This is a genomic window from Aquimarina ulvae (genome assembly GCF_053613295.3).
The window spans coordinates 17,325-33,137 of sequence record NZ_JBSIBP030000014.1 but is presented as its reverse complement, the minus strand read 5'-3'; the positions used below and the strand labels follow the sequence as shown (position 1 = coordinate 33,137).

General features: G+C 36.5%; 11 protein-coding genes and 1 riboswitch. Of the genes, 3 read left to right on the top strand and 8 right to left on the bottom strand.

Annotation, left to right across the window (positions count from 1 at the left end):
• Positions 1-3: 3 nt before the first annotated feature.
• Positions 4-6,198, top strand: a complete 6,195-nt coding sequence (locus ACWGOQ_RS21200; protein ID WP_452059793.1) for a T9SS type A sorting domain-containing protein — start codon at positions 4-6, stop codon at positions 6,196-6,198.
• 143 nt (positions 6,199-6,341) lie between these two features.
• On the opposite strand, the gene ACWGOQ_RS21195 is transcribed toward ACWGOQ_RS21200, so the two are convergent.
• From ACWGOQ_RS21195 to ACWGOQ_RS21185, 3 genes are all read right to left on the bottom strand, one after another.
• Entirely contained in the window at positions 6,342-7,151 is an 810-nt protein-coding gene (locus tag ACWGOQ_RS21195) for an ABC transporter ATP-binding protein (protein ID WP_452059794.1), read from the bottom strand.
• A 155-nt stretch (positions 7,152-7,306) separates the two neighbouring features.
• Entirely contained in the window at positions 7,307-8,338 is a 1,032-nt protein-coding gene (locus ACWGOQ_RS21190; RefSeq protein WP_452059795.1) for a FecCD family ABC transporter permease, read from the bottom strand.
• Positions 8,339-9,478, bottom strand: coding sequence for an ABC transporter substrate-binding protein (locus tag ACWGOQ_RS21185; protein WP_452059796.1), 1,140 nt, complete (start codon positions 9,476-9,478; stop codon positions 8,339-8,341).
• Positions 9,479-9,565: 87 nt separating this feature from the next.
• Between ACWGOQ_RS21185 and ACWGOQ_RS21180 the strand changes: the two genes are divergently transcribed.
• Positions 9,566-10,213, top strand: a complete 648-nt coding sequence (locus ACWGOQ_RS21180; RefSeq protein WP_452059797.1) for a Dph6-related ATP pyrophosphatase — start codon at positions 9,566-9,568, stop codon at positions 10,211-10,213.
• Here ACWGOQ_RS21180 and cobC read toward each other — a convergent pair.
• The 5 genes from cobC to ACWGOQ_RS21155 are packed head-to-tail and all read right to left on the bottom strand — an operon-like array spanning position 10,210 to position 13,385.
• Positions 10,210-10,728 (bottom strand): alpha-ribazole phosphatase, encoded by a 519-nt coding sequence (gene cobC, locus ACWGOQ_RS21175; protein ID WP_452059798.1) that lies wholly within the window; start codon positions 10,726-10,728, stop codon positions 10,210-10,212. The two genes, ACWGOQ_RS21180 and cobC, sit on opposite strands and share 4 nt — an antisense overlap.
• Positions 10,710-11,474 (bottom strand): adenosylcobinamide-GDP ribazoletransferase, encoded by a 765-nt coding sequence (locus ACWGOQ_RS21170; protein ID WP_452059799.1) that lies wholly within the window; start codon positions 11,472-11,474, stop codon positions 10,710-10,712. The genes cobC and ACWGOQ_RS21170 overlap by 19 nt, the downstream gene beginning before the upstream one ends.
• A 21-nt stretch (positions 11,475-11,495) precedes the next feature.
• A complete protein-coding gene (locus tag ACWGOQ_RS21165; protein WP_452059800.1) occupies positions 11,496-11,834 on the bottom strand; it encodes a hypothetical protein in 339 nt (112 codons plus the stop codon).
• A 12-nt stretch (positions 11,835-11,846) separates the two neighbouring features.
• A complete protein-coding gene (gene cobT, locus ACWGOQ_RS21160; protein WP_452059801.1) occupies positions 11,847-12,881 on the bottom strand; it encodes a nicotinate-nucleotide--dimethylbenzimidazole phosphoribosyltransferase in 1,035 nt (344 codons plus the stop codon).
• On the bottom strand, positions 12,882-13,385 hold the full coding sequence (locus ACWGOQ_RS21155; RefSeq protein ID WP_452059802.1) for a bifunctional adenosylcobinamide kinase/adenosylcobinamide-phosphate guanylyltransferase: 504 nt from the start codon (positions 13,383-13,385) through the stop codon (positions 12,882-12,884).
• An 83-nt stretch (positions 13,386-13,468) separates the two neighbouring features.
• A riboswitch (cobalamin riboswitch) is annotated at positions 13,469-13,804 on the top strand.
• A 77-nt stretch (positions 13,805-13,881) separates the two neighbouring features.
• On the opposite strand from ACWGOQ_RS21155, the gene ACWGOQ_RS21150 reads away from it, so the two are divergent.
• Positions 13,882-15,813, top strand: a complete 1,932-nt coding sequence (locus tag ACWGOQ_RS21150) for a TonB-dependent receptor plug domain-containing protein (RefSeq protein WP_452059803.1) — start codon at positions 13,882-13,884, stop codon at positions 15,811-15,813.

The window sequence follows — 15,813 nt, the reverse complement described above, 5'->3', positions numbered from 1 at the left end:
AATATGAAAAGAATATTAGTAATTACGGGGATGTTTTTTCTAACTTTTCTAAGTTCGCATGCACAGGATTATAGGCTTAGATTAACAGGAACTACTGGAACTGCTGGAAGGGAAGATGAATGTAATGCAAGAAATATAACAGTATCTTTTCCTGGACTTTTTTATCAGGGTAGAATTACTAACACACCATATGAGATTAATGAAACTGAAATTCTAACTACTGGTAATTTACCTTCTAGCATTAACATGAGGATTACAGGAAATTTTAGTAGGGTCTCGTGCCCACCTATACATTCTAGAACTGTAGAATTAAATTATTCCTGCTCTAGAGGTTCTTTTAGTTTTCCTAATTGGGTAAGCAATGGGTCTGCAAGGTTAGAAATTATTCCAATAATTGATCTATCCTTTGCAGATGGCACTAGGCCTCCTGCCATAAATTACATTTGCGAATCAGAGCGTGTGCGTATCAATGCTACAGCGGGTTTTCCAGATCCCCAAACAGTGTACAATTGGCAGTTTTTTGATAATATAACGAGCTCTCCGGGTGTTTGGAGAAATATTACGCGCCATACCGGAAGTTCTTCTATTGATTTGACGCTTAGTGATTTATTTCCGAATGCAACAAATAGAGCAAGAGCTTTGGATAGAAGTATTCCGATTCGTATAAACCCAAACTGTGGTACTGTTGAGGAACTCCCCTCTAACGTGCTTACAGTAAATTACCAACAGGAACTTCCGGATTTTGCAACGACACCCTATTCTGTAACACAACCTTCTTGTTCGGATAGCAATGATGCGGTTTTAAAACTCAATTTCGACCGTCAGATTGATAGTTCGAGCGAACAGATGAGCATTAATCTTATTAATACTGATGATAATAGGCCATACGGTAGTAATATTGTTGGGTTCAATGGTACATCCGGAACACAATTTGTACCTGAAGGCAATGGTGTGTACTCCCATACGTGGCGGGTACCAAATGATGGAAGGCCACTAGTATCAGGTAATTACCGTGTGGAGATTGCTGGTTTTATAAGTGGTGCTACGATTAGCTGTCCAAAGGATCCGATAAATATCCGAATAACTGCTCCTACTGCTGTTAGTTTTACAGCTACAAAGATCAGAGATGAAGTATGTCCAAATCAGAATAATGGTCAGATTCGTTTAACCGCATCAGGAGGTAATAATAGGTATCAATACAGGAGATCACCTACAGGAGGTTGGCAAAATTTCTCCTCTGGCAATGTAATCACCTTAACACACGATACATATCAAATTTTAGTCAGAGATGGTAATCAATGTATAGGGAATGGAGGAACTTCTACTATGATTACAATAGAAGAGGCTACTCGGATAACACATACTGTAGGAACTGTTACAGAGCCTAGTGCGCCCGGTCGAAATGACGCCATAATAAGAATTACTAGTGTTAGTGGAGGAAACCCGGTTGTTTCTGGTGTTAGACGATATTATAATTATACAATTCTGACTACAACCCCAAATATTACAGGTACGGCTGATCGAGAAGGTTTTGATATCCTAGGATTACCAGCTGGGGTACACCGTATCCGATATACAGATGCCAACGGATGTCCTCAGGAGTATACGTTGCCAAGGATCAATGATCCACAACCTATTACCTTTGATGTGGGGTATGAAAGCCCAAGTTGTTCAGCATCTCAGGACGGGCGTATTATATTAGAAAATGTTAATGGAGGCTATCCACCTTATACGTATGTTTGGACCCGGGATGGCAGTCCTTATGGAACAGGTCAATCCTCCATAACAGGAGGCCAGGATAATTATTCAGTAGTTGTCACAGATACTAGAAATGGTCGGGTAGAAAGCACAAATCTAAGTTTTTCTAATATTCCGGACCCAATAACCATAGATAGTGTTGAGATTACCGAACTACTTTGTTATGATGGTACTGTTTCTGCTACCATTGCTACCAGTGGTTCAGGCAACTATGAATACGGTATTTGGAATGGAACTAGCACTAGTTATATTACTTCTAATGTAATCACAGATATTCCTTACTCTGGAGCAGGATACCGATTTGTAGTTAGGGATGCTACAGCGCAGGTATGTGTTTCGGAGATTAGTGAACTATACCAAATAAATCGACCTGATGAATTTTATATTGACTACAATCCTACTAGTGATGTTGTCAATAATACGGTGAACGGTGGGAATAGTGGATCCATAACAATTACGCCACAGGGAGGTAGATCTCCATACACGGTAACTTGGGAGGTTGAAGGGAGCACGCTTACACAAACAGGTGCATCGATTTCTGGTTTACCTGCAGGAAACTATGTGGCTAGTGTTACCGATGCCAACAATTGTTCAACTACTTCCGGTACGATAGCAATTACAGAGCCGGATCGACTCACCGCGCTTATTGATATCACTAATTTGATTCCATGTTACGGGGGTACAGGTACCTTGACCGTCAGTGCCTTGGGCGGGTTATTGGATCAAAACAATCAATACCGCTATCAATGGTTTGTCGAAGAAAATTCAGTTTTTATTCCAATTAACGCTGCCAATGGGGCGCAATTGGAAAATGTATTAGCAGGAAATTATCAGGTTGAAGTTAGTGATGATTATACAACCACTACAGCATCTATAATACTTAACCAACCCGACTTACTCACTTTATCAGTTTCCAAAACAGATGTCAGTTGCTATGATGGTACCGATGGTACCATTGTATTAACTCCTGATGGAGGAACAGCCCCATATTTTTATTCTTTGGACGATGTTAATTATATGTTGGTAAGTGAGCTTGCCGATAATACGGTTACAGGACTTGCAGAAGGAGATTATACGATTTACCTTCGAGATTCTGAGGATTGTACTCTTGTTAATGCTGAAACTATTAGATTGGATCAACCAGAGGCTATAAGCATTGTGGAGACAGATAACCAAGCAGTTACTACAGTAGGCGGTACTAATGGATCTTTGGATATTACTGTTACATTGGGAGCATCGCCATATACGTTTAATTGGACGCTTGACAATGATCCTGTGTTTACAGCAACTACAGAGGATATCAATAACCTTAGTGCAGGAAACTATACAGTAATTGTAACTGATGATAATGGCTGTCCGCAAGAAGGGACTTTCGAAATACAAGAACCGGGTCCTTTATTAGTGGAACTAACCCAGGAAATGCCAGTACTGTGCTATGGCGAACAAACTGGAGAACTGTTAGCCAATGTAAGTGGAGGCTTTCCAATCAATTCCACTGTGGATGATTTTGAGTTTCGATGGTATGTGATAGAAAATGGTACGGAACGATTTTTAGAAACCGGTAATGGCCTTGTTCGATTGGAAAATCTTGGAGCGGGCATCTATAGAGTAGAAGTAGAAGATACGGTAGGGACTCAAAATGAGGCTACCTTAGAGATTACCCAGCCTGATGATTTAGTGTTAGAATTAGAAAGTGACCCAGTACATGTTTTGTGTCATGGAAGCGCCACAGGTAGTATCGATGTAACAGTAACTGGTGGTCCCCGCGATGAAAATACGGGAGCATATTATCCGTATAACTTCCGATGGAGCAAGCAGGAAGACCCTGATTTTGAAGCTACAACCGAGGATCTGGAAGATATCACTTCGGGAACGTATGAATTGGTTGTGATCGATGAGAACCTATGTACTACATCTTTAGAGAATCCAATAGTAATCACTCAGCCAGATGCGCCGTTGGAGATTTATGATATAGTTGCTACAAATCTTACTGGATATCAAACTCAAAATGGAAGTATTTCATTAGAAGTACGTGGAGGAACCTCTCCTTATGAATATGAATGGATTGATACCAATAATCCATTATTTACAGCAAACAGTCAAGATATAGGTAACTTACCCTCCGGAAGCTACGAGCTGCTTATTACGGATGCCAATGGGTGTACAATTCCTTTGAGTCAGCAAATTACAGAACCTAACGAATTAATTGTTAGGATTCTTCCTATTGAAGAAGAAGGTGGAGTACAATGTTTTGGAGAATTATCTGTAGTACCGTTAACCACTACTACCGAAGGAGGAAGCGGAGAGTATACCTACCAATGGTATGAAGAAAGCGATCCAAATACTATTTTGTTTGAGAGTTCAGAGACAGCTACTATCCCTGCAGGAATTTACGTTGTTTTAGTGAGTGATGAAAACGGAAATATAGATACTGATCGTTATGAAATCACAGAACCAAACGCTCTGGAAATATCAGAAACTATTACAAATTTACTATGTAATGGTGATAGAGATGGCACCATTGATATTACAGTTAACGGAGGAGTACCTCCTTATAGTTATAGTTGGAGTAATGGAGAACAGACAGAGGATATAGGTTCATTAAGCGCAGGGAATTATATTGTTACAGTAACTGATGCCAATCAATGTATATTGGAAAAAGAATATCGAATTGAACAACCACCAGCATTATTTATAAGAGATATCACTCGTGTCTACCCATCATCGGATACAGCTAGAGATGGTAGTATCACCTTGGATATAGGAGGCGGAACTACACCTTACAGATTCGTATGGCAGGAAATTAACGGAGCCATACAACCTACCACAACAAATATCCTTTCTAATGTAGGATCTGAAAAATATAGTGCTCAAATTATTGATGCCAACAACTGTATGCTAATTATTGAAGATGTTGATCTTTTTGTACCACCCGCATTAGAGGTTTTAGTAGAACGGGTTAGTGTAGTATCATGTTTTGAGGATACCGAATCTGGAAGCTTGCGAGCTACTGTTACAGGAGGCATTCCGTTTAATTCTTCAAAACAATACAACTACCAGTGGTTTAACGCCGATACAGGAAACCCCATAGGAGAAGATGCATTCATATTGGAAGGTATTGGTGCAGGGAACTATTATGTGACCGTATCTGATGCAGTTGATGTGAGCGCTACCAGCTTAATTTTTCAACTTGGACAACCAGATTTACTGCAATTAGAGTTGGAATCAGATTTTATAAATTGTGGAGACCAGAACGATTGGTTTGTTAGCTCTATACCTTCCGGAGGTACACCGCCTTATAGATATCTTTGGAGCAATGGTACTAGTGAAGGACAAATAGAAAATGTAAATGCAGGTACTTATTGGTTGGAACTGATTGATAGTCGAGGTTGTTCTGCCAGACGCGAGATTACCCTTACTCCACCAGAGACACTGATTGCCGATATTTCTTATATAAACCCAACTTGCTATGAAGGATGTGATGGAACGGCTAGTTTGAGTGTGCAAGGAGGAACTGCACCATATACCTATCAGTGGAGTAATGGGATCACAACACAGAATTTAACCGATCTGTGTGAAGGAAGTTATGAAGTTATCGTCACAGACAGTAAAGGATGCACTGTAGCACAAGAAATCACACTAGAAAACCCTGAACAACTTATTGTTGATTTAGGTGAGGATATCACCTTATGTTTGGGGCAGTCTACGTTGTTGGACGCTACCATAAGCGATTCCAATGCTTCCTACGAATGGATTTCGACTAATGGCTTTACAAGTACTCAGGCAACAATAGAGGTAGCTACGACGGGTATTTATGAAGTAGAAGTTACAGACTCTAGAGGATGTATAGCTATAGGAAGTATTTATGTAGAGGCTACTTCAGAAGTGATCTCAGCTAACTTCTTATCGTCTACACAAGTTTTTGTTAGTCAGGAGTTTGTGATTGTAGATAATAGTGATCCGTTTCCAGATAGTGTAGAGTGGATATTCCCTCCAGAGGCAGTAGTCAGTTATAGTGATCAGAATTATGCAGAGGTGCAGTTTGATGTGCCAGGAACTTTTAGTATTACACAGATTACCCACAAAGGGCTTTGTGAGGAGTCTATTACAAAAATAGTTACGGTTGTTGAAAAAGAATTTGATGAAACAGATGATTCGTCTTCAGCGGATGATATTAAAACTTTTATACATTATTCCGTATTTCCAAACCCAACTACCGATGGTAATTTTTCGATCAACATCGAGCTATCCGAGGTCAATGATGTCAACTTAAAAATCTTCAATATGACCAATAATTTGGAGTTGGATTCCAGAGGATCACAGGGGAGTATGAATTATGATTTCACCTATAACATGGCAAGTCTTCCATCAGGATTGTATTTTCTCCTTATTGAAGTATCTAATGGAAGTAGTAGAGTGCATAAACTGGTAGTCAATTAATGCTACGAGCAAAATGATAGTGGGTATATTTTAACAATTTGTAAAATTATATATCTAAAATAGTCTTTAAAGTCAATGATTTTAAAGACTATTTTAGTTGAATACTAAAAAAGTCTTATTGTTTATAATCAAATAGTTAATACTTAATGTCTTACTTTATAACTTCCGGTTTTGGGATCAAATAAAATCAAGTCTTCTGGAAATAATGAAGAAAAAGCCCTGCATTGTATGAGTTCTTTTGGACGACCAAATTCAAAACCTTCATTGTTCATGACAATCATTTTATCACATAATTGTATGGCAAAGTCAATTTCGTGAGTGGAAAATAAAATTGTTTTTTGGGTTTCGAAGGCTAAACGTTTTAACAACTTTAGTATGTATGCTTTATGATATACGTCCAAATGTGTAGTTGGCTCATCCAACATGATAAAAGGGGTATCCTGTGCAATCGCACGTGCTATAAGTACTTTCTGTAATTGGCCATCGCTTAATTCGAAACACTTCCTATTTACAAGTTCTTTGATATGAGTGACTTCTATAGCTTTTCTTACTTTTTGTATATCCTCTTCTAGTAGTTTGCCCACCCAATTGGTATAAGGCTGTCTACCTAGCGCGATGAGTTCGTATACTGTTAAGTTTTTTGAGGCTATTTGCTCTGTGAGAACAATACTTAACTGTGATGCAAGTTCAGAGGTTTTGTAAGTTTTAATTTCTTTTTCACATAAAAAAACATTCCCGCGTAGAGCAGGTTGCACCTTTGATAAAGTGCGGAGCAATGTTGATTTACCAATACCATTTGCACCTACTAATCCCACAAGTTCCCCTTCATATAACTTCAAGTTAATATCAGCAGCGACTACCTCCAAATTATTTTTATGCTGGTAGCCAATAGAGAGATCCTCAGTCCTAAGGACAATATTTTGGTTTTCAGTATCTAATGATTCTATTTCCATAATTATTTTAGTACCTAGTGCAAAGTTTTTAGTACAGAGCGTTTTTAAATACGCTTATTTTACTCAATTTTTGTTATCCGAATTCATTTTTTTGTCATAAGGCTATTATGCTAAGCTTAAAACTTCATACTCAGTTTTCAAGAGGTTATACGATATTAAAACAACATTTTTCGTTTTCGTACTAGTAACCAAATCACAACCGGTGCTCCAATCAATGAAGTAATAGCATTAATAGGCAAGGTATATTCTGTGCCGGGTAATTGCGAAATGGTATCACAAACTAACATAATAATACTTCCAAATAATACAACTGCCGGAATTAATGTTTTATGATCGGATGTATGAAATAATTGTCTTGTTAGATGTGGTACAGCCAATCCTATAAAAGCAATGGGCCCTGCAAAAGCGGTAATACTTCCCGCTAGCAATCCGGTAGCAATTATAATAAGAAAACGACTTTTCTTTATATTTAAACCTAAGCTACGTGCATAATTTTCTCCTAGTAGTAATGTATTTAAAGGTTTTATAGCAAATATAGCCAATATCATTCCGATAGTTGCGATTATAGAAAATATCAATAAATCGACCCAGGATAAATTTCCTAAACTACCAAATCCCCAAAAAATATAGCGTTGCAATTGTTCTGCTGGGGCAAAGTAGGAGAGTACACTTACTATAGCAGCAGTGATACTACCGAACATTAAACCAATAATTAGAATTGCCATGGTATCTCGAACTCTTATAGACACTAGCATTACCATAAACAGGACTAAGACACTTCCGGTACTGGCAGCAATAACAAGACCCCAATTGGATACTAAAAACAATGCTGTAGAACCACCAACCAAAGCACTTCCGAGAATTAATAAGGCGACACCAAGACTTGCACCAGAACTAATTCCTAAAACAAAAGGTCCCGCTAATGGATTTCTAAATAAAGTTTGCATTAATAATCCCGAAACCCCCAAACCACTTCCTACGATGATGGCAGTGATTGCTTTAGGTAATCGATAATCGATAATAATATGTCTCCAGGATTCTTTTTCGACTGTGGCGCCAACTAAACTTTTTAGGGTGTCAAACCAAGGAATAAGTACAGAGCCTAAGCTAATATTCGTAACAAAACATAGTAGCAATACTACGATGATGATGATAAATACGCTTTTATATGATTTATTTGGGGTCAACTAGTTCAGTTTTTCGAAAAAATAAGGTTCGTAATCTGTTAATAATTCGGGATGTGCTATCTTAATGATATCTTTAAGAATCAAATCCGGACGCATTGGACCTAATTCATAGTATACCAATCCACCTTTCGCACCAGTCTTTAATGTTGAAGAATATACGGTTTTATTTTTAAATGCTTCAAAAAAGGTATATCGATTGTTCTTTCCTTTTAGTTCCTCCAAGGACCTAGAAGATCCTGAACCAATCCAAAATTTAGCATCTTGCGCTTTTTCTAATACACTCTCAAAATTTAATGCGATACTTCCTGTTTTTTTCGTTTCTGCCCATAGATAGCTGGTGTTGGCATCTTTTAAAAATTTAGCAACATAACTATCTCCTCCGGGTACGTGCCAAACATCTTTAAACATATTACCTGATAAAACAGTAGGAGTTGTTGCAGCATTATTAGCTAAGGTAATAGCATCATTATAATTTCTTTCAATTTTTTTAAATATACTATCTGCTTCTTTTTCTTTATTGTAAAAAGCGGCCACAAATTTTATCCACTCTGCACGCCCTAATGGATGCTGTTCCATCCAAGAGCCATTCATAACCACTGGAATTCCTGTTTTTTCCAAAAGATCATATGTTTTGATATCTCCCGTAGCAGAGTAACCAATGATAAGCTCAGGAGCTAATTCTAAAGTAAATTCGGTATTTAGATGACCATTATTTCCTAATTCTATAATGGTTCCATTATCAATTAAAGCTCGAGTTTTTTCTGATGAAATGTAATCACTATGAGGAAAGCCGATGAGCTTGTTTTCTAGGCCCAGATACTCCAGCATAGGTATATCTGTGGTAGAAGTAACCACAGTTTTATCTACAGGGACTTCTATATAGGAAGCCCTACCAGTAATAGTTGGTTTTTCTGATCCTTTAGGGTATAAAATATACGTGAATGTAGTTTTAGCTTCAGGCCAAGGGGCGGTTATGCTAATTTCTTTATACGTATCCTTGTTTTGTATCGTAAAACCAGTGGCATAGTCAATTTTTTGATCTGCAAGTTTCTCAATAGCTACAGGAACAATTAATTTCTTCTCTTGTTTACACGACAGAAAAGAAAAAAATAATACTATTAGAATTAGATAATTCTTCATATGATTTCTGAATATTTATCAAACTTCGATATTTTTTTGAAAACCTACTATGATTTACCGTTAATTTGTGTTTTTAAATATAGTGGTATGTCATTTTTGTGTTCTTGGAGTGGAGGAAAAGATAGTTGTTATGCGATGTATATGGCTACAGAAAAGGGATATATACCGTCCGTTTTATTAAATGTGCTAAACGAATATGGAGATCGATCTCGTTCACACGGAATTCCTAAAGCGATACTAAAAGCTCAGGGAAATTCTCTTGGAGTACCAATTCATTTTTTTGAAAGTACCTGGGATAATTATGAACAATTATATATTGAGAATTTAAAATCACTGACTACTACATATAATTTGAAATCTGCGGTTTTTGGAGATATCGATATTCAGACACATCGAGATTGGGAAGAAAAAGTATCTATGGCAGCTGGTCTAAAAGCGATGTTACCTATCTGGCAACACCGCAGAAAACAATTGGTATTGGATATGATTGATTATGGGATTGAAGCTATCATTGTATCTTGTAATCAAACGTTAGGCTCTGATTTTTTAGGTAGAATAATTGACCAGGAACTTATTAAAGACTTAGAAACTCTGGGTGTAGATGTTTGTGGAGAAAATGGAGAATATCATACACTGGTGGTAAATGCCCCACTATTTGCACATCGATTGAATGTCGAGGTAATTGGTACAGAAATATCTTCTAATTACAACTTTGCAAGACTAGCGTTGTATTAGATTTTAATGATATCTCCATAATGTATTTTGATACTAAAAGAGTCCTTAAGTGCTATTTGCCGAATGTACGAAAGTAATGCCCGCATCGGCCCAGCATGAGAGACAATCACAATACTTTCTGAAGAGGAATGATTCAGGGAATTATAAAATGCTACTATTCTCTCTTGAAGCATAACATAAGACTCACCATTAGGAACCTGCACATTCACAAAATCTTTCATCCAGAGATCTAAAGCTGAAGGATCAATGTCGTTCCAGGCTTTTAGTTCCCAATCACCAAAATTAAGCTCTTTAAGTCTGTCATCAAACGTAGTAGGAATATCAAACGTTTCGGCTAAAATTTTACAACGTTGTAATGGACTACAGCATATTTTTGATATTTCTTTTACTGGAATTTGGTTATGGATTTCTATAACTTCAGATTCAAAAGTATCGGTTACACCGAGATCACTTTGCCCGTAGCAAATTCCTTTTTCTATATTAGGAGTGGTATGTCTTACCAGATATATTTCCATAAAGCTATGATACTAAGATAAAATACTACTTCACTAAGCTGCTGCACGGCACCTGCACAATCACCTGTTTGGCCGCCTATCCATTTCTTAAATTTTGAGGCTAAAAAAAATTTAGATAGATACATCGGTATCAGTGTCAAAAATAGTAAAGGATTTAGGAATAAAAACAAGGGAATAATCCCAAATAAACCACTTATCAAAAGCATAGTAATACTCATGCTTTTTGCAGCTGGTTTCGCTTTGCTATCTTCTGTGTCGCGCACATATGGATGTGTAAATAATAGCGTAGTTGCGATAAACCGACTAAGACTGTGTCCGGCAATAATTACCAGAGGAATATAAAAAGTTTCGACTTCTTGTAGAGCCAAAAATTTGATAGCAAGTATCAATAGAATTCCGATGGTACCATAGGTTCCTAGTCTAGAATCTTTCATAATTAAAAGAATCTTTTCTTTGGTCCATCCACCACCAAAACCATCACAAACATCGGCAAACCCATCTTCATGAAAAGCTCCAGTAGTATAAATTGTAGCAAACATAGAAAGTAGTAAAGCAATTTCTACGGAAAAAATATAGGAACAAACATAAAAAACACCAGCACCAATGCTTCCCACTAGTATGCCTACTAATGAAAAATATTTCGAACTCTTTCGTAAATATTGCGGATCGTGATCTATCCACTTAGGACAAGGAATTCTGGTAAAAAACATAAGAGCAGTAAAAAATATATGAATCTCTTTTTTCATGAGTATAAGCTCTTTAAAATTTTAATTAATAACGATATCTAAACCCGAATCCTCTATCGGGTATTTCCAAAAAGGGATTAAAATTAAAATAAACAAAACTGTTGCCATAGCCATTCCAGTTAGTCCTATTTTATTTTTCTTTAAAAAAGATATGATACCCAGATAAAAACTTAATAGTGAAATGCATACTATCGTGATTATGCATAATCTTTTAAAAGAGGCTAAATCGTTAATAAACATAAAACGAACCTCTTTGTTAAGAATTAAACTACGGTATATTTCATGCATTAACGTATTATATTTATACATAAAGAAAAAGCCTATAAAAGAAACTACTATGGATAAAACACCTTTTTTCATATTAATGATTAACTATTCATTGGTGGTTACTTCGGCTTCTTCAAAACTCGCCATATGATTTAAGAATGCAATTGCAGATTCTAAAATAGGATAAGCGACTGCTGCTCCGGTACCTTCACCTAGTCGCATTCCAAGAGATAACAGCGGTTTCTTTTTAAGAAAGTTGAGCATTTTTTGATGCCCTTGTTCTTCGGATGTATGCGCAAAAATACAATAATCCAGTACATTATTATGAATTGCAAATGCTGATAAAAGCGCAGCTGTAACTATAAAACCATCAATCATAATAGTCATTTTTAATTCAGCTGATTTTAGTATTGCTCCTGTAATCATTGCAATTTCAAAACCACCAAAAGTAGCTAAAGCTTCTAACGGAGTTTTTGGGGAGTGTTTCTTAAAAACGGTCTCTAGAATCGTTTGCTTTGTTTTTATTGCCTCGCCTTGGGCTCCTGTTCCTGCACCAACACATGCTGTAATTGGAATTTGGGTAAAATGTGCCATTAGTAGTGCAGCTGCAGATGAATTTCCAATTCCCATTTCGCCAAATCCTATCACATTACATCCATTTTGAAATGTTTTCAAAACAACAGTAGCTCCTTTTTCAATAGCCTCATTACATTGATTAATAGACATTGCAGGTGCTAGCTCATAGTTTTTGGTTCCATACGCTACTTTAGCATCAATGAGTCCTTTCATTTTCTCAAAATCATGGTTCACACCAGCGTCTATTATTTTTAGATGAATTTTATGTTGCACGCAGAATGAATTAATAGCAGCACCACCATTAAGGAAATTGTAGACCATTTGTTGGGTCACTACCTGAGGATAAGGATTTACCTCTCCTTTTTCTGCTATTCCGTGATCTCCTGCAAAAACAAGTATAGTAGGTTCTTGTAATACAGGATGCGTAGTGTTTTGTATTAATCCAATTTGTAATGCAATTTTTTCTAATGTGCCTAAGGAACCTTGAGGTTTCGTTTTGAGATTAATTTTATGCTGAATTTTATCTTCTAATGATTTGTCTAATGGAGTAATGTCGAAACTCATTTATTTTATTTTTACTGGTATTCCTGATACCATTAGTATAGCATGATCGGCTTGCTTTGAAATATGTTGATTCATCCAACCTTGTAATTCGGTGAACTTCCTTCCTATTTCGGTAGCAGCGTGAACCCCCATTCCGATTTCATTGGATATGATAATGACAGTTGCATTGATTTCCAGAAGTTTATCAAATTCTCTTTTAGCTTGAGATAAGGAAAGTTCAATATCATTTTTAGTATCTACAAAAAAATTGGTAAGCCATAATGTGACACAATCGATAACAACAACCGTATCTTTTTCAATAACTTTGGATAGTTCTTTTTCTTCCTCAATAGACTCCCACCGACCATCGCGATCTGCAATATGTCTATTAATACGTTTTCGATGATCTCCATCCCAGACTCTCGATGTAGCTATGTAGATTGGGTTGTCTGAAAGTTCTAAGGCGAGGTTCTGAGCATAACTGCTTTTGCCCGAACGCTCTCCACCAGTGATGTAATACAACATTTGTAATAGGTTTTAAGGAGCGCAAAGATACTGGTAAAACTAATTTATTCGGTAAAGCGAACAAATTTTCGAAGAAATATAATACATTCGCCCAGAATTTTGGTTCCAATACGCTTTTCATAGCGTTGAAGATTAAAAGGGAATCAGGTGCATAAATTAAGAATTCATAATTATGAATTTAGAATTAATAAATCCTGAGCTGTTCCCGCAACTGTAAGCTGTGCCGAATCGTCACTGATAAATTAGTATCAGTAATGTAATAGGCGTTTGTTGTTAATTCTTTAAAACCACTGCTTGTGTCGAACTCGTTTCGACATTTTTTTAATTATTTTAAAAAGAAACTGAAAAAAGTTCAGTTAAAGTGGGAAGGTGAATAACAAGACGCAAGCCAGGAGACCTGCCTTAGTTCATAATGTCAAACTTTCGGGATAGAAGTTTAGGTATGGGTAAACTACATACTTTTTTCCGGTAATTGTAAAATTAAGTCATTTTGGAAATGAACAAAAAAGTGTTTTTTGGGGCTGCACTATGGATATTAGGAGCTCAGGTTGTTTCAGCGCAGGATTCAACAAAAAATGAAAAAGTAAACGAATTAGAGCAGGTAGTACTTTCTGATTCTAAATTCAAATTAAAAAGAGAACAAAGTGGTAAGGTAATTACCAAAATCACCTCCGAAGAGTTAGAACGTAGCCAAGGACAATCTGTGGCTACTGTTTTAAATAGAATCGCTGGAGTTTTTATCAATGGTAGTAACAATGCAGCCGGAGAGCCCTTAGGAGTATATGTTCGTGGTGGTCGTAATCGTCAGGTAGTTATCAGAATTGATGGAGTTACGGTGAGTGATCCCTCATCATCTGCTGGTGATTTTGACCTCAGGTTACTTTCGGTAAATCAAATAGAATCTATAGAAATTCTGAAAGGAGCTTCTAGTACGCTATATGGGTCTGGTGCTGCTACAGCGGTTATTAATATTACCACTAAATCTGAAAGCAATAAGAAGATTGCCGCACAATTCTCTTCTACAATAGGCACAAACCAATCTCAGGAGGATCAGGATTATGATATCAACGAGTTTGTGAATTTAGCATCTATTAGTGGTACAGTTAATAAGGTGAGTTATCTGGCAAGTTTTAGTAATCAATTTACAGATGGATTATCGGCAGCAGAAGCAAAAGGAGCAGAAAGTGATGCCTACAATAAATTTAATGTCTTAGCAAAATTAGGATATCAGTGGAACAAGCATTTTAAGTTTCATTTTTTTGGAAATCTGGATCAATATAAAACAGATTTTGATGGCGGTGCAGGACTTGATGCTGATAATCAATTTAAAAGTCGACAGATGAGAGCCGGTTCTTTTTGGGAATATAATTATCCTAATGGGAGCTTTACTTTTGTAGATAGTTATTCTTTATTAGAAAGAGAGTTTGTATTTGGTTCCCCATCCAGATACGAGAGTAAAGTGTATACATTCGACACGTATAACAAATACAATATCAAAAACACACTGTATACTGTAGTTGGAGCAAACGGATCTTACAGTGATTTTAATTTATTTAACATTCCTTTTGGTAGCAATGCTTTAGAGCAAACCATTAATGATAATGAGGCAGATTTTGATATTATTGACCCATATATAAATGTGGTGTACGTGTCCAAATTTGGTTTATATGTCAATGCAGGAGCACGATTAAATATTCATAGCGCTTATGGTAATCACATAGTCTATAATCTTAACCCATCTTTTACGTATGTTTTTGGTGATAATTATGTTAAAGGTTTAGCATCGTATAGTACTGCATATATTACTCCATCATTATTTCAACTATATGACACCGCATTTTTTAGTGGAAATCCGGATCTAGAACCCGAAGAAAGTAGAACTATAGAAGCAGGAGTAGCGCTATCTCATGAAAAAAGAGCGACCATTAGTATGGTTTATTTTAATAGAAAGTCAGAAAAATTTATCACATTTGATCCAAATACCTTTGCAAACTTTAATTCTCCAGATGATATTAAGGTGGATGGTATCGAGCTCGAGTTTGATACCAAAATGTTAGATGATAAACTAAAAATTGGAGGTAATTATACCTACACCAATATATCCAGATTAGAAAATAATATTAGAATCCCGGAGCATAGTGTTCAGGCGAATATCGGATATCAACTGTCCGCAAAAACCTTTACATCGTTAAGTTACCAATATAATGGAGAACGCACAGATACCAATTTTGATCCCGTTACATTTGCACCTACACCAGTTCCTTTAGATGGTTATGGGATTTTTGATTTTTATATAAGTCATCAGCTTTCAAATAATATGACTGTTTTTGCAGCGATGAATAATATTACTAATGAAGAATATCAAGAAATAGTTGGATTTAGTACCAGAGGAAGAAATGCTAGGATAGGATTTAATTTGAAATTTTAA

What these genes read in the sequence shown, in the direction of transcription:
- ACWGOQ_RS21200 (WP_452059793.1), top strand. Translation starts at nt 4, where the DNA reads ATGAAAAGAATATTAGTAATTACGGGGATGTTTTTTCTAACTTTTCTA.
- ACWGOQ_RS21195 (WP_452059794.1), bottom strand. Translation starts at nt 7,151, where the DNA reads ATGGAAATAGAATCATTAGATACTGAAAACCAAAATATTGTCCTTAGG.
- ACWGOQ_RS21185 (WP_452059796.1), bottom strand. Translation starts at nt 9,478, where the DNA reads ATGAAGAATTATCTAATTCTAATAGTATTATTTTTTTCTTTTCTGTCG.
- ACWGOQ_RS21180 (WP_452059797.1), top strand. Translation starts at nt 9,566, where the DNA reads ATGTCATTTTTGTGTTCTTGGAGTGGAGGAAAAGATAGTTGTTATGCG.
- cobC (WP_452059798.1), bottom strand. Translation starts at nt 10,728, where the DNA reads ATGGAAATATATCTGGTAAGACATACCACTCCTAATATAGAAAAAGGA.
- ACWGOQ_RS21170 (WP_452059799.1), bottom strand. Translation starts at nt 11,474, where the DNA reads ATGAAAAAAGAGATTCATATATTTTTTACTGCTCTTATGTTTTTTACC.
- ACWGOQ_RS21165 (WP_452059800.1), bottom strand. Translation starts at nt 11,834, where the DNA reads ATGAAAAAAGGTGTTTTATCCATAGTAGTTTCTTTTATAGGCTTTTTC.
- cobT (WP_452059801.1), bottom strand. Translation starts at nt 12,881, where the DNA reads ATGAGTTTCGACATTACTCCATTAGACAAATCATTAGAAGATAAAATT.
- ACWGOQ_RS21155 (WP_452059802.1), bottom strand. Translation starts at nt 13,385, where the DNA reads ATGTTGTATTACATCACTGGTGGAGAGCGTTCGGGCAAAAGCAGTTAT.
- ACWGOQ_RS21150 (WP_452059803.1), top strand. Translation starts at nt 13,882, where the DNA reads ATGAACAAAAAAGTGTTTTTTGGGGCTGCACTATGGATATTAGGAGCT.